The sequence below is a fragment of the Lysobacter sp. A289 genome, from assembly GCF_054072675.1.
In genome coordinates this window covers 1,945,894-1,960,160 of sequence record NZ_JBSVRN010000001.1, presented here as the reverse complement: position 1 = coordinate 1,960,160, position 14,267 = coordinate 1,945,894, and the positions used below count along the sequence as shown (strand labels likewise).

Genomic DNA, 14,267 nt, shown 5'->3' with positions numbered 1-14,267 from the left:
GGTGCCCAGCGCCCTGTTTTCGTTTTCGCGATGCAATCTTGCTTCCGTGGTGTCGCGCTCGCCTGATTCGTTCTGGACCAATCAATGCTCAACAACATGCTTACTCGCGTCTTTGGCAGCCGCAATGACCGCCTGCTGCGCCAATTGCAACGCTCCGTGACCAAGATCAACGCATTCGAGCCGGATCTGGAGAAACTCAGCGACGCCGAGCTGCAAGCCAAGACCCCCGAGTTCAAGCAGCGCCTGGCCGATGGCGCCACCCTTGACCAGATCCTGCCGGAGGCATTTGCCGTCTGTCGCGAAGCCTCCCGCCGGGTGCTGGGAATGCGTCATTACGACGTCCAGTTGGTTGGTGGCATGGTCCTGCACCTGGGCAAGATCGCCGAAATGCGCACCGGTGAGGGCAAGACCCTGGTCGGCACCTTGCCGGTCTACCTCAACGCCCTCAGTGGCGATGGCGTGCACCTGGTCACCGTCAACGACTACCTGGCCCGGCGCGACTCGGCGTGGATGGGCAAGGTGTACAACTTCCTGGGCCTGTCGGTCGGGGTGGTCTACCCGGGCATGCCGCACGGCGACAAGGCCGAGGCCTACAACGCCGATATCACCTACGGCACCAACAACGAGTTCGGCTTCGACTACCTGCGCGACAACATGGCGCTGTCGAAGGAGGATCGTCACCAGCGCGGCCTGAATTTCGCGATTGTCGATGAGGTCGACTCGATCCTGATCGATGAAGCGCGCACGCCGCTGATCATCTCCGGCCCTGCCGAGGATTCCCCCGAGCTGTACATCAAGACCAACCGGATCGTGCCGTCGCTGACACGGCAGAAAGAAGAGGAAGGCGAAGGCGACTACTGGGTCGACGAAAAGGGCAAGCAGGTGCACCTGTCCGAGACCGGGCAGGAGAACGCCGAGCAGTTGCTGCGCGATGCCGGCATCCTCGATGCGAACGAGGAGGAGGGCGGGCTGTATTCGCCGCAGAACCTCGCCATCGTCCATCACCTCAATGCCGCGTTGCGCGCCCATGCGATCTACCAGCGTGACGTGGACTACATCGTCCGCGATGGCGAGGTGGTGATCGTCGATGAGTTCACCGGCCGTACCCTGGCCGGGCGGCGTTGGTCGGACGGCCTGCACCAGGCGGTCGAGGCCAAGGAGGGCGTCCCGGTCCAGCGCGACAACCAGACGCTGGCGTCGATCACCTTCCAGAACCTGTTCCGGATGTACAACAAGCTTGCCGGCATGACCGGTACCGCGGATACCGAGGCGTTCGAGTTCGAGAGCATCTACTCGCTGGAAGTCGTGGTCATCCCGCCCAACCGTCCGGTGCAGCGCAAGGACAGTGCCGACGCGGTGTTCCTCAACCGCGCCGGCAAGTACCGCGCGGTAGCCGCCGAGATCAAGGAAGCGCACGCGAAAGGCCAGCCGGTGCTGGTGGGCACCACCTCCATCGAGGTCTCCGAAATGCTCAGCCAACAGCTGCGCGAGGCCGACATCGACCACGAAGTGCTCAACGCCAAACAACACGAGCGTGAGGCGACCATCGTTGCCCAGGCCGGCCGGCCCGGCGCGATCACCATCGCCACCAACATGGCCGGTCGCGGTACCGATATCGTGCTGGGCGGATCGTGGGAGAACGAGATCGAGCAGATCGAGGCCGAGACCGGCGAGCCGGTCGACGAGGTCACCCGCTCGCGCCTGAAGGCCGAATGGAAGGAACGCCATGACGCGGTCAAGGCCGCCGGCGGCTTGCACATCGTGGGTACCGAGCGCCACGAGTCGCGGCGGATCGACAACCAGCTGCGCGGTCGCGCCGGACGCCAGGGTGACCCGGGGTCGTCGCGCTTCTACCTGTCGCTGGAAGACAACCTGATGCGCATCTTCGCGGCCGACTGGGTGCAGCGGGTCATGACCCGGATGGGCCTGAAGGAAGACGACATCATCGAAAGCCCGCTGGTGTCCAAGCAGATCGCCAGCGCGCAGCGCAAGGTCGAGGCGCACAACTTCGACATCCGCAAGAACCTGCTGGATTTTGACGACGTCAACAACGACCAGCGCAAGGTGATCTACGGCCAGCGCAACGAGTTGCTGGAGGCGCAGGACGTCAAGGAAAACATCGACAACATCCGCGACGACGTGGTTGCCGAACTGGTGTCGCGCTACGTGCCGCTCAACTCGATCGACGAACAGTGGGACCTGCCGGGGCTGGAAACCGCGCTGGTCAACGACTTCAACCTGCGGGTGGACGTACAGGCCAAGGTGCGCGACAACACCGAGATCGATGCCGAGGCCATCGCCGAGTACGTCAACGAGCAGGTGACTGCCCACGTTGCCGAGCGCGAGTTGCAGTTGGGTCCAGATACCACGCGCATGCTCGAGAAGCACATCATGCTCAACGTCCTCGACCAGAGCTGGAAAGAGCACCTGGCGCAGATGGACTTCCTGCGCCAGGGCATCCACTTGCGCGGTTACGCCCAGAAGCAGCCCAAGCAGGAGTACAAGTCCGAGGCGTTCATCCTGTTCAGCGACATGCTGGAGAAGGTCAAGCACGAGGTCATCACGATGCTGGCGCGGGTGCGCATCCGCAGCGAGGAGGAAGTCGCCGCGCTGGAAGCCCAAGAGCGTGCGCAGGCCGAGGCTCAGGCCCGGAACATGCAGTTCCAGCATGCTTCAGCGGGTGGCTACGGCGCCGATGAAGAGGCCGAGCAGGCACAGGCCGCCATCGCCCAGGCCGGTGGCCCGGGTCTGGCGCGTCAGGCCGCTGAACCGGCATTGCCCAAGGTGGGTCGCAATGAACCGTGCCCCTGCGGCAGCGGCAAGAAGTACAAGCACTGCCATGGACAGTTGGCCTGAAGAACAATGGTTAAGGGCATTCGCCACGCAAGCGGCGGTGTCAGCCTGACCTGATGGCCGACGATCTTCCATCGCGCGTCGTTGAGGTAGTCGCGGGCGTCATCCGCGACGCCCGCGGCCGGATCCTGTTGACCCGGCGCACCGAAGGCCGTGACCTGGCCGGGCGGTGGGAGTTTCCCGGCGGCAAGATCGACCCCGGTGAATCGGCCGAAGCCGCTCTCGCACGCGAGCTGGACGAGGAACTCGGTATCCAGGTGGACGTCGGCACGGCGTTGATCAAGGTCCCGCAGATCTACCCCGACAAGCGGTTGACCCTGGACGTCCGCCAGATCACCCAGTGGCGCGGACGCCCCCGTGGCTGCGAAGGCCAGGCGCTGGCCTGGGTCCCCCCGCACAAACTGTCCCGCTATTCGATGCCGCCTGCCGACCGCCCGGTCGTCGCCGCGCTGCTGCAGCCGGAGCTGTATCTGGTGACGCCGGATATCGGCCCAACGATGCCAGCACTTGCAGAAGAGGAATGGCTGGATGCGCTGGATCGCGCACTCGCCCAGGGCATTCGCCGGGTTCAACTGCGCGCGCCGAGTGCAGATCCCAAGGGCTGGCTGGAGCTGGCCGCCACGGCGGCAGCGCGCTGTCTTGCCGCCGGCGCGGAAGTGCTGGTCAACGGCGATGCCGCACTGGCGAGCTCACTTGGCATTGGCCTGCACCTGCGCGCGGCTCAACTATCGTCCGCGACAACCCGCCCCGTCGCCGACGGCGTCCTGCTGGCCGCATCCTGCCACACCATCGAAGACCTGCAAGCTGCCGAAGCACTGGGTTGCGACTTCGCCGTGGTTGGCAGCATCAAGCCCACCGCCAGCCATCCCGGCGCCGCGGGCATCGGCTGGGACGGCTTTGCCCGCCTGCGAGAGCACGTCAGCCTGCCGTTGTACGGCATCGGCGGCCTCGGCCCCGATGACCTCACCGACGCCCGCCAACGCGGCGCCCAAGGCATCGCCGCCATCCGCGCGTTATGGCCCACGAAAATCGTTTAGCCCCCGGTCGCCGAGCCATGGCGCATTGTTAATGCGCCCTACGGGTGCAGGCGCGAAGGACAAGTAGGCCGCATTAACAATGCGCCGTCCCCCGTAGGTCGTATTAGCCGGTGCCACAACACACCACCCGCCATCGTAGGGCGCATTAACAATGCGCCGCCCCGCAATTACACCACCGGCTATCTCTCGGCTGCCAGCGCTCCATAGCGTCGGTCCAGCGCTTCCACATGCGCGTCCAGTGCTTCCAGCGGCCCGTCGTTGATGATCACGTCATCGGCAATCGCAAACCGCTGGGCCCTGGTGGCCTGTGCCGCAATCATCGACTCGGCCAGCGCCAGGTCCACGCCATCGCGTTTGATGAGGCGCTCGCGCTGTACCTGCACCGGCACGTCCACCAACAGGATCCGGTCCAGCCAGGGATACGCCGTGCGCCCGCCGCCTTCGGCCAGCAACGGGATCGCGGCAATCGCATACGGCCCGTCGGCAGCCTCGCATAGCGCATGCAGCCGGGCGCGTACCCGTGGGTGGATGATGGCCTCCAGTTCGGCCCGGGCACCGGCATCGGCGAACACCCGCTCGCGCATCCGCGCGCGGTCCAGTTGGCCATCGCCGAGCAGGACTTCGGCGCCAAATGCCTGCACTACCTCGGCCAGGCCCTCCGAACCCGGCACGACCGCCTCACGCGCGGCAACGTCCGCATCGGCCACGAAGATGCCCAATGATTCAAAACGCCGTGTGACCGCGCTCTTGCCCGAGGCGACTCCGCCGGTGACGCCGATGATGCAGTTGCTCATGCCGCACAGGATGCCATGGGACCGATATCAGGCCAGTCCCGCGACCCGCAGGTAGCTGTCGACCATTTTCTCGCCCCAGAAGAATGCCAGCCAGCCGGCGACGGCGAGATAGGGGCCGAACGGGATCGGGGTGGCCTTGTCGCGGCCTTTTGCCGCCAGCCAGACCGAACCGATGATGGCCCCGACCAGCGATGACAGCAGCACCGTCGGCAGGATGCCGTTGAGGCCAACCCAGGCGCCGATCGCGGCCAACAGCTTGAAGTCGCCGTGGCCCATGCCTTCCTTGCCGGTGATCTGCTTGAACACCCACCAGACCAGCCACAGCGACAGGTAGCCGGCCACTGCACCCAGTAGCGCCGGCTTGGTGGCCATGTACAGATTGTCCGCCGCGGCGATCAACCCCAGCCACATCAGCGGCAACGTCAACTGGTCGGGCAATAGCTGCGTGCGCAGGTCGATCCCCGACAGCGAGATCAAAAAGCCGGTAAACACCATCGCCCCGAAGCCCTGCCAGCCGAAGCCGAAGCGCCACACGCAGGCGACCATCAGCACCGCGGTCAACAACTCCACCAGCGGGTACTGGATCGATATCCGGGCCGCGCAGCCACGGCAACGGCCGCGCTGGATCACCCAGCTGAGCACCGGGATGTTCTCGTACCAGCTCAGCTGACGCTTGCATTGCGGGCAATGGGAGCGCTCCACCACGATGCCGGGCGGCGGTGGATCGTAATCGTCCGGCTCGCCCAGCATCTCGAGGCTGTCGCGCTGCCACTGCCACTCCAGCCGCTTGGGCAGGCGCAGGATCACCACGTTGATGAAGCTGCCCAGCAGCAGGCCGAAACCGGCCACCAAGGGATAGCCGATTTCAGGATTCTGGTCGAGGAATGCCATCGGCCGAGCTTATCCGACCACCGCGCCGAGCTTGAAGATCGGCAGGTACATCGCGATCACCATGCCGCCGACCACCACGCCCAGGAACACCATGATCATCGGCTCCAGCAGGCTCGACAGCGCGTCGACCGCATCATTGACCTCGCGCTCGTAGAACTCGGCGACCTTGAACAACATGTCGTCCAGGGCGCCGGCCTCCTCGCCGATCGCGGTCATCTGCACCACCATGTGCGGGAACTGGTTGGTCTGCTTCATCGCCATGTTGACCGAGTAGCCCACCGCCACGTCGTCGCGCACCCGGTAGACCGCCTTCTCGTAGACGATGTTGCCGGTCGCGCCGGCCACTGTGTCCAGTCCTTCCACCAACGGCACGCCGGCCTTGAAGGTCACCGCCAGGGTCCGCGCAAAACGGGAGATCGCCGAGTTGTGGATGATCTGGCCCACCACCGGCACCTTGAGGATCAGCCGGTCTAGGAAGTACTGGAATGCCGGCGAGCGGTTCTTGACCATGATGAAGGCGACCACGGCCGCGATGCAGCCGATCAGGATCAGCCACCACCACGCGACCATGAAGCGGCTCAGGTTGACGACCATCTGCGTGAACGCTGGAAGGTCGGCACCGAAGCCGGCGAATACGTCCTCGAACATCGGCACCACGAACACCAGCAGGATCGCACTGACGATCAACGCCACCGCCACCACCGCGGTCGGGTAAAACATCGCCTTCTTGATCTTGCCCTTCAGCGCCTCGGTGTTTTCCTTGTAGGTTGCCACGGTGTCGAGCACCGTTTCCAGCACACCAGCCGACTCACCGGCCTTGACCAGGTTGCGGAACAACTCGTCGAACTCTACCGGATGCTTGCCCAGTGCCTCGCTCAACGACGAGCCACTCTCGACCTCCGAGCGGATCGAGTTGACCAGCTTCTGCATCTTCGGGTTCTTGTTGCCGCTGGCTATGATCTCCAGCGAACCCACGATGGGTACGCCGGCCTTCATCATGGTGGCGACCTGACGGGCGAAGATCGCGATGTCCTGCGGCGTGACCCGCTTGCCGGCGCTGCCGAACAGCGGCTTGGGCTTGACCTTGACCACCTTGGGGGTGATGCCCATCTTGCGCAGCTCGGCGCGCACGTAGTTCGCGTTCTTCGCGGTCTGCTCGCCCTTCATGACGACGCCGCGCTTGTCGGTGCCCTCCCAGACAAACATCGGCGACGGTTCGGCGCGACGCACCGCAGCGGCGGACTTGGTGGCAGCAGATCGGGTAACGGACATGGTTGGGCCCCAGTAACGCGTAGCAATTCGACCAATGTGATGGGTCAGTGGTGACACATCATTCCCCAGTGTAGACCGCGGCTCCCCGGCTGCGGACTACCCGGCACGCCCCGCGTAAAAAGCCAAGCATGCCGTAGGCCAGCATATCCTGACCTTCCACGTCGCGATAGCAACGCCGGTCACGGTGCGGACTTTGATATTTCAGTCTTTGGTCACGCGGTTGATCTCCGCCAGGCTGGTGACCCCGTTGCGGGCCTTCAACAGCGCTGATTGTCGCAAATCGCGGACGCCGGCCGCCTGCGCCGCCTCAGCAATCTGCATCGCGTTGCCGCCGGCCAGCACGATCATCTGGATCTCGTCGCTCATCGGCATCACCTGGTAGATGCCGGTCCGACCCTTGTAACCCTCGGTGCAGTCGCCGCAACCGACCGCCTCGTACAGCTTGAACTCCGGGTCGGCGATTTCCTCGGCGGTAAACCCTTCGGCCAGCAAGGCATGCTCCGGCAGTTCCACCGGGCGCTTGCAACTGTGCAGCCGCCGCGCCAACCGCTGGGCGATCACCAGGGTAACCGAGGAGGTGATGTTGAACGGCGCCACGCCCATGTTCATCAACCGCGCGATGGTTTGCGGGGCGTCGTTGGTATGCAGGGTGGAAAGCACCATGTGCCCGGTCTGGGCCGCCTTGATGCCGATTTCGGCGGTTTCCAGGTCGCGGATCTCGCCGACCATGATCACGTCCGGATCCTGGCGCAGGAAGCTGCGCAGCGCGGCGGCAAAGGTCATGCCGCGCTTGATGTTCATCTGCACCTGGTTGATGCCGGGTACCCGGATCTCGACCGGATCCTCGACCGTGGAGATGTTGCGGGTCTCGTCGTTGAGGATGTTCAGTGCGGTGTACAGCGACACCGTCTTGCCCGAGCCGGTCGGGCCGGTGACCAGCACCATGCCGTAGGGCCGCTGCACCGCGCCCAGGAACAGGTCGCGTTGCTCGTCCTCGTATCCCAGCTTCTCGATGCCCATCTTGGCGGCACTGCCGTCCAGGATACGCAGCACGATCTTCTCGCCGAACAGGGTCGGCAAGGTGCTGACGCGGAAGTCGATCTGCCGGGTCTTGCTCAGGTTGAGCTTGATGCGCCCGTCCTGTGGTGCCCTCTTCTCGGCGATGTCCAGTTGCGCCATCACCTTCAGGCGAGCGGAGATGCGTGGTTGCAGCTTCACCGGCACCCGCGCCGACTGCTTGAGCAGGCCATCGATGCGCAGGCGCACCCGGTACTCGGTCTCGTAGGGCTCAAAGTGGATGTCCGACGCGCCGCGGCGGATCGCGTCGACCAACACCTTGTTGATGAACTTGACCACCGGCGTGTCGTCCGTCTTGGCGTCGACCCCGGCATCGGACGAGTCATCATCGTCAGTACTGACGTCGAGGTTCTCCAGCCCCTCGTCGTCGCCGCCCATCGCATCGCCCATCGCATCGGCACTTTCCAGCCAGCGGTCCAGGTGACGCTTGATGCTCTCCTCATCGACCAGGATCGCCTCGATGGTGAAGTTGGTCTGGAACTTGATCTCCGACAACGCGTGGGTGTTGGTCGGGTCGGCCACGCCCACGAACAACCGGTTGCCACGCTTGAACAACGGCAACACGCAGTGTTTGCGCAGCAGCTCTTCCTTGACCAGCTTGACCGCCGACTGCTCCGGATCCATCGCGGCGGCATCAAACAGCGGCACACCGAACTCGATCGAGTTGGCCGCCGCCAGGCTGGCCGGAGTGACCAGGCGCTTGTCGACGATGTAGTTCGCCAGCGGCTTGCGCTCGTCGCTGGCCGCGGCCATGGCTTCGCGGGCAGCGGCCTCGCTCAGCGCACCGTCCAGCACCAGCCGCCGGGCGATGCCGGTGATCCCTACCAGGTTGGCAGTAGCTACGGCGTTCATGTGATCCCCTGTGGTCCCGTGCGGACAACTTTACTGCAATCACCCGTTGGCAGGGCGGCGGCGGGGGCGCAATAAGCGCGCACCACACCGTGAGGCGACAGGTTCAATAGATGTGACGTTTGACGTTAGTAACGTGTCGCGTTAGTATTGCCGCAGGAAAAGGAAATCCAATGTCCATTCAGTCCTTCCGATGTGCCGAAACCGAAAGTCTCTTCAACGGCAATACGATTAAGAAGTTCGAGGGTTTTCAACGCGTTGCAATGCGGAAGTTGGCCATGCTCGACGCCGCCAAAGTACTGAAGAATCTGCGGATTCCGCCAGCCAATCGTCTGGAGCCTCTCCGGGGTAACCGAGAGGGGCAGCACAGCATCCGGGTGAATGACCAGTTCCGTGTGTGCTTCACCAGGACCGATACCGGCCCCATCGCAGTTGAGATTTGCGACTACCACTGAGGCAACGTCATGCGCTCTGTCCCTTATCCCCATCCTGGTGAGATCTTGCTCGAAGAGTTCTTGGCTCCTCTTGGGATCAGCCAGTACAAGCTCGCCAAGGCCATTGATGTGCCACAGACGCGTATTAGCTCGATCGTCGCTGGTCGCCGGGGCATCACGGCGGATACCGCCTTGCGTCTGGCCAGGTTCTTCAGCACGTCCGACAACTTCTGGATGAACCTGCAGGTCGGCCACGATGCAGCGCAGGCCAAGGACGAGTTGGCCGATGTGCTGGTTCGCATTGAGCCATACGCGCAAGCAGCCTGATTTCAGTGCCTCAAGGTCTCTCGGCGTCGGGGCGCCGCAATTGTTTGGTCGGCGCATTGTTAATGCGCCCTACGGCGCTGGTTTTGTTTGGGCCAACAAAAAACCCCGGTGGGTGCCGGGGCTCTTTGTGTTGCCAGGAAGCGAGGTCGAGTGAATCGGGCGTGTTACTTCAAGGTTGCCGACTCAAATGGAAATGTTCTCTGACCTCTTCTCCCGCGCTTTAGACGCCCGGGCACGTAGCAGGGGCCAGCTTATCGGCTGCCTCGGTTGCGCAGCTCCAAGTACCGGTTACGTTGGTGGCTTGGACATCCGCAGTACGAGTCCACACGATGTCAAGTCCGGCGATCTGCGCATTGCCAGTCAGAGTGCACGTAAGCGTTGCAGCGCCGGTTGCCGCAACGTCCACGGCGATTGTGCTGCAGCGATCAGTTGCGGCGACGAGGCCGAGATCAAGCGGGTCTGTCGTGACTGCGGCAGCGGCATCTTCAGCAAGAAGAGTCTCGGCCTGAACTTTTCCCGGCGTGATTTCGGCGAGACCGGCCGTAACCTGCGATTTGGCCACGTAATCCTGATAAGCCGGCAGCGCAATCGCGGCCAGTATGGCGATGATCGCCACAACGATCATCAGTTCGATGAGGGTGAAGCCTTGCTGGTTGTTCTTCATGGTCTTTCCCCTAGATTTCGGTGGAAATGTTCTTTGACCCCTTTTTCTCGGCAGGGCCATGGTTCCGCCGATTGCGGTCTTTTGTGGCGAGCATGGTCGCTGGGGGCAACCGGGGGTGCACAAAAAACCCCGGCGGGTGCCGGGGTTCTCTGTGTTGCCAGGAAAGCGAGGTCGAGTGAATCCGGTACCTGTTGCTTCAGGGTTGCCGATTCAAGTGGAAATATTCTCTGACCCCTTTTTCGGGTCTAATTCTTGCGGATTAGACGCCGGTGCATCCGTTCGGAGCCAGCTTCACGACAACGGTGGTCGCGCAAGTCCACTCACCCGTCGTTCCATTTGCGTCAGCGGCACGCGACAACGTGATGGTCTCACCGTCGATCTGTGCGTTACCCGACAGTGTGCACTCAATCTCTGATTCGCCAGTCGCTGCAACATCGGCAGTAATTGCACAGCGATCCGTCGGCGTGTTCAGGCCCAACAATGCTACGTCCGTGGTGACCGCAGCGGTAGCATCGTCTGCCAAACGGGTTTCGACCTGCACTTTACCTGGAGAGATTTCAGCCAAGCCCGCAGTAACCTGTGATTTAGCGACGTAATCCTGATAAGCCGGCAGCGCAATCGCGGCCAGGATGGCAATGATCGCCACAACGATCATCAGTTCGATGAGGGTGAAGCCTTGCTGGTTGTTCTTCATGGTGTTTCCCCTAGGAGTGATGGTTACTTCACGTACCTGCAGGTCCGGCTGTTCCGGTCCGTCGGCATTGCCGTGCATGCTGCACGTGCAGGGAAGAGTACGCATGAGCCGTGCCAAGTACAGTGTTATGGGCGTTTTGCGGGTGCCAGGACGCGAAACTGAATGCCGGGTCACGTTTGAATGGGGCACCTGTGCTAGCAGGGTGACGCGGAAGGTCGGTTTGGCTGCGGGCTGAGTGACGGTTTGCGTCACATTGGCGCGGGTGGGCAGCCAATGCGCTCTGGAGCTCACGGCAACGCCAGTCCCACGCGCGGGACGATCCATCCCTGCTTGCGCCCTTTTCAACCCGGGCCGGGGACCCATTTTCTGTCGTGTAGCGACGGCAGTCCAGGCATTCCGCCGGGGCCCGTCGCACGGACGACTCGCCGCTCCCTCCCCTTGCCGCGATGTCCGGATGCAGGAGCTACCAGCACCATGAACAAGACCAACATCCTGTCCCGTACCCTTTTGGCCGTCGTGATCGGCGCCGCCGCCTTCGGCGCGCAGGCCACCGAGCAGCCCGGTTTCTATGCCGGCGTCGGTGCCGGCCAGTCCATCGTCGACGAAGGCATCCTGGATGACGAGGACACCGCGTTCTCGGTATTCGGTGGTTACCAGGTCAACCGCTATTTCGGTGTTGAGGCCGGCTACGCCGACTTCGGCAAGATCGAGCCCCGCGGCGTGCCCGGTAACGTCGAGGCCGACACGGCCTACCTGACCGCCGTCGGCACGCTGCCATTCACCGAGAGCTTCTCCGGTTACGCCAAGGCCGGCGTCCATGTCTGGGACGCCGAGGCGCGTATCCCGGGAGTGATCGGCGCGAACGATGACGGTACCGACCCGACCTACGGCCTCGGCCTGCAGTACCGCTTCACCGACGCTGTCGCCCTGCGCGGCGAGTACAGCCGGTTCGAGATGGACGATATCGATGTCGACCTGGCCCAGGTGCAGCTGCGGTTTGACTTCTAGGGAGTCTGCGCAACTGTCGTCATCCCCGCGTCCGACTGGACTTCCTACGGCCGGAGGCGGGGATCCATTGGTCATGCGGTATCGAGTCCGACAGCAAGCAGCGTCATCCCCGCGCAGGCGGGGATCCATGGACGTCAAACTGTTGACCGGAAACGTCCCTGGACTCCCGCCTGCGCGGGAGTGACGATCAGAAGCGAATTGTCAGGCGGCAGACTTGAGCTGCCAGTAGCGGGCGCTTCACGATGACGGTCTGGGCGGCCACCGCCGAGCGCCATGGACGATATTGAGGATGTGAACCTCGCTCGGCGTCTGTTCGTGTGGATGCAAGGCGTACACAACGATGAAGGGCAGGCCGCCGAGCACCCATTCGCGGGTGCCGGGCTCGCGACCCTTGCGGCCGGCTGCCGGGTGGCTGGCGAGCGTCGAGATGCGTTGCTCGATTTCATTCACGACAGCCAACGTATCCGGAAAGCCCTCGCTCATGCCGTAGCGCAGGACCTCTCGCAGGTCCTGTTGCGCTTCGTCCGTATAGCGCAATCTCAATGGCGGCATGGGCTACTTTTCCGCTTCGAGTTGGGAAGCGTATGCGCGCAGATCGGCGAACACGGTGTCGTGCTCGGTCAGCTTGCCGTCGCCCGTGGCGAGCCGTTGGCGGGTGGCGCGCACCTGGTCGCGGAACCAGGTGTCGTGGGCGGCGGCTTCGTGGGCGTGACGCAAGGCGTTTGCGCGATCGGGGCGTCGGGGTCGCGCCAGTCGTCCGTCTGGCGAATAGTCGGCCAGATTCAGGTTGATGTTGTTCAGCAGGCCCAGCTCGCGAAGCACCCGGGTTGCTGCGTCCACGCTCGAGAAGATCCGCGGGTCGCCGCTTTTGGTGCCAAGCTGACGGGGCTGGTTGCCCAAGCGCAGGAAAATCGAATAACCCCCCGACAGGCCGAGAATTTCAACGCCCTTGATTGAGCCGGAGTCGGCCAGCTCGCGTGCGACGGCGATTTTAATGGTGTCGGTCATGGCGAACTCGTTGCCGTTAACAGTTGTTTGGGTAACAAATTACAGTTGACTGGTTGTGAGGTCAACTGTTGTTCTGGTTCAGCGCGTCAGCTCCGCCAGGAGCTCGGGGTGCTTGTCCAACAGGCGGAACAGGTTGACCACGGCCGGGAGCGGGCGCGCCTCTCCGCGCTCATAACGGCTGAAGGCATTGTGGACGCCGCCGGTCTGGCCGCCGCGCGCTGGCTGAGCCCCAGTCGCTTGCGGACGGTACGAAGCAGTGCCGCTTCTTCGATGGCGATTTCATTGCCGAGCGCTTCCAGGGCGGCGCTATAGCGTTCGCCCTCGCCTGGATCGAACTCGACTTCACCGCGAGCTGTAATCATTGAAAGTTCATTATCTAATGATTAATCTGCATCCAATAATCATTTACCGAGGACTCGTAATGATCAACCTGGTCAAAATCGATACCGCCCGCGAGCTGGTCGATGCCGGTGTTGTCCAAGGCGCCGAGGTCGTTGGCCTGCCTGGTGGCTGGGCGGTGCAACTGAGAACCGGCAACAAGACCCAGACGCTCGCCACGCGCCAGGCGGAGCCGCGAGTGTTCGGCAAGTTTGAAACCGCGCTCACGACTATCCGCGCGCTTGGACTGCAGGGCCGAATCACGGTGGATGCCGAGAAATGGACCGCCCAAGGTGTGCACACCCGGCGTCGGCCCGACCGGTCGACCGCAATGAAGCTCAAGGATGCCGATGCGCGCTATGCCGCGATGTTGCGCGAAGGGACGCGGAAGGCCATGGCCGACCCTCGTCCGGCCCTATCCAGCACCGAGGCGAAGAAGCGTATGGACGCGATCAAGGTAGAGCAGCAGGCCCGGCTTGGCGCCGCACTGCAGGGTAAGGATGCGAGTGCATGACGGTAAAGTGGAAGGAAACCGCGCTTGATGACCGCAGCGGTTTCCTCGATGACGCTATGGCGCGTGCCATCAAGCAGTCCGACCCGCACATCCACGTCGCGGCTATCCAGGACGACGACCGCCTGGAGGCTGAGGGGAACGTACTCGATGGCGTGGCCACCTACCAACAGGGTCCGCTGCCAGGAACGCGCCTCTATATCTGCAGAAGCGGGAAATACGCGGTGATCTACAACCGCCGCGGCAACCACGTCGAGATCCTCTGGATTGCACCGACGCGCTCGAACTGGAAGGGCGAGGCAACCTGACCGGCGGAACTCAAGAAGCCATCGCTCAGCCGATGGCCATGTGGGCGATGTAGCTGGAGCGGGTTTCGCCCAGTTGCTTTGCCTTGGCATCCAGGCGCTTCAGGACGCGCCGTTGCAGTGTGCGCCTTGGTTGGCAGCAGTGGTCTTCTTGAACGGATAGCG

General features: G+C 63.3%; 15 protein-coding genes and 1 pseudogene. 7 read left to right on the top strand and 9 right to left on the bottom strand.

Annotation, left to right across the window (positions count from 1 at the left end; genetic code table 11):
- The first annotated feature begins 84 nt into the window (after nucleotides 1–84).
- Together secA and ACW5DN_RS09065 are read left to right on the top strand one after the other, a co-directional pair.
- Complete coding sequence (gene secA, locus ACW5DN_RS09070) at nucleotides 85–2,856, top strand: preprotein translocase subunit SecA (protein ID WP_456962365.1); 2,772 nt, start codon at nucleotides 85–87, stop codon at nucleotides 2,854–2,856.
- A gap of 53 nt (nucleotides 2,857–2,909) precedes the next feature.
- Nucleotides 2,910–3,890: a Nudix family hydrolase gene (locus ACW5DN_RS09065; RefSeq protein ID WP_456962364.1), complete on the top strand. Its 981-nt coding sequence runs from the start codon at nucleotides 2,910–2,912 to the stop codon at nucleotides 3,888–3,890.
- A gap of 179 nt (nucleotides 3,891–4,069) precedes the next feature.
- Here the strand turns inward: ACW5DN_RS09065 and coaE are convergent, their stop codons facing one another.
- The 4 genes from coaE to pilB form a co-directional block, all read right to left on the bottom strand.
- Nucleotides 4,070–4,684 (bottom strand): dephospho-CoA kinase, encoded by a 615-nt coding sequence (gene coaE, locus ACW5DN_RS09060; RefSeq protein WP_456962363.1) that lies wholly within the window; start codon nucleotides 4,682–4,684, stop codon nucleotides 4,070–4,072.
- A 27-nt stretch (nucleotides 4,685–4,711) separates the two neighbouring features.
- Nucleotides 4,712–5,575 carry a prepilin peptidase gene (locus ACW5DN_RS09055; protein ID WP_456962362.1) on the bottom strand — a complete coding sequence of 288 codons (864 nt, stop codon included), beginning with the start codon at nucleotides 5,573–5,575 and terminating at the stop codon, nucleotides 4,712–4,714.
- A 9-nt stretch (nucleotides 5,576–5,584) separates the two neighbouring features.
- Nucleotides 5,585–6,847, bottom strand: a complete 1,263-nt coding sequence (locus ACW5DN_RS09050; protein WP_456962361.1) for a type II secretion system F family protein — start codon at nucleotides 6,845–6,847, stop codon at nucleotides 5,585–5,587.
- Between the two features lie 201 nt (nucleotides 6,848–7,048).
- The gene (gene pilB, locus ACW5DN_RS09045) at nucleotides 7,049–8,776 is read right to left on the bottom strand and encodes a type IV-A pilus assembly ATPase PilB (RefSeq protein WP_456962359.1); all 1,728 of its coding nucleotides are present in this window, start codon (nucleotides 8,774–8,776) and stop codon (nucleotides 7,049–7,051) included.
- Between the two features lie 170 nt (nucleotides 8,777–8,946).
- On the opposite strand from pilB, the gene ACW5DN_RS09040 reads away from it, so the two are divergent.
- Nucleotides 8,947–9,228: a type II toxin-antitoxin system RelE/ParE family toxin gene (locus tag ACW5DN_RS09040; RefSeq protein WP_456962358.1), complete on the top strand. Its 282-nt coding sequence runs from the start codon at nucleotides 8,947–8,949 to the stop codon at nucleotides 9,226–9,228.
- Between the two features lie 9 nt (nucleotides 9,229–9,237).
- Nucleotides 9,238–9,534, top strand: coding sequence for a HigA family addiction module antitoxin (locus tag ACW5DN_RS09035; protein ID WP_456962357.1), 297 nt, complete (start codon nucleotides 9,238–9,240; stop codon nucleotides 9,532–9,534).
- A gap of 220 nt (nucleotides 9,535–9,754) precedes the next feature.
- On the opposite strand, the gene ACW5DN_RS09030 is transcribed toward ACW5DN_RS09035, so the two are convergent.
- Nucleotides 9,755–10,198, bottom strand: a complete 444-nt coding sequence (locus tag ACW5DN_RS09030; protein ID WP_456962356.1) for a pilin — start codon at nucleotides 10,196–10,198, stop codon at nucleotides 9,755–9,757.
- A 259-nt stretch (nucleotides 10,199–10,457) separates the two neighbouring features.
- Complete coding sequence (locus tag ACW5DN_RS09025) at nucleotides 10,458–10,892, bottom strand: pilin (RefSeq protein ID WP_456962354.1); 435 nt, start codon at nucleotides 10,890–10,892, stop codon at nucleotides 10,458–10,460.
- Between the two features lie 474 nt (nucleotides 10,893–11,366).
- Here ACW5DN_RS09025 and ACW5DN_RS09020 point away from each other — a divergent pair, with 474 nt between their 5' ends.
- Entirely contained in the window at nucleotides 11,367–11,900 is a 534-nt protein-coding gene (locus ACW5DN_RS09020) for an outer membrane beta-barrel protein (RefSeq protein WP_456962353.1), read from the top strand.
- A gap of 237 nt (nucleotides 11,901–12,137) precedes the next feature.
- Here the strand turns inward: ACW5DN_RS09020 and ACW5DN_RS09015 are convergent, their stop codons facing one another.
- The 3 genes and pseudogenes from ACW5DN_RS09015 to ACW5DN_RS09005 all read right to left on the bottom strand — a co-directional run.
- The gene (locus ACW5DN_RS09015; protein WP_456962352.1) at nucleotides 12,138–12,452 is read right to left on the bottom strand and encodes a type II toxin-antitoxin system RelE/ParE family toxin; all 315 of its coding nucleotides are present in this window, start codon (nucleotides 12,450–12,452) and stop codon (nucleotides 12,138–12,140) included.
- A gap of 3 nt (nucleotides 12,453–12,455) precedes the next feature.
- A complete protein-coding gene (locus ACW5DN_RS09010; protein ID WP_456962351.1) occupies nucleotides 12,456–12,908 on the bottom strand; it encodes a hypothetical protein in 453 nt (150 codons plus the stop codon).
- A 78-nt stretch (nucleotides 12,909–12,986) separates the two neighbouring features.
- Nucleotides 12,987–13,100: pseudogene (locus ACW5DN_RS09005) on the bottom strand (type II toxin-antitoxin system MqsA family antitoxin); the annotation flags it as partial.
- 229 nt (nucleotides 13,101–13,329) lie between these two features.
- Between ACW5DN_RS09005 and ACW5DN_RS09000 the strand changes: the two are divergent.
- Nucleotides 13,330–13,800, top strand: coding sequence for a hypothetical protein (locus ACW5DN_RS09000; RefSeq protein ID WP_456962350.1), 471 nt, complete (start codon nucleotides 13,330–13,332; stop codon nucleotides 13,798–13,800).
- The gene (locus ACW5DN_RS08995) at nucleotides 13,797–14,105 is read left to right on the top strand and encodes a plasmid stabilization protein (RefSeq protein ID WP_456962349.1); all 309 of its coding nucleotides are present in this window, start codon (nucleotides 13,797–13,799) and stop codon (nucleotides 14,103–14,105) included. Before ACW5DN_RS09000 ends, ACW5DN_RS08995 begins: the two co-directional genes overlap by 4 nt.
- Nucleotides 14,106–14,267: the final 162 nt, after the last annotated feature.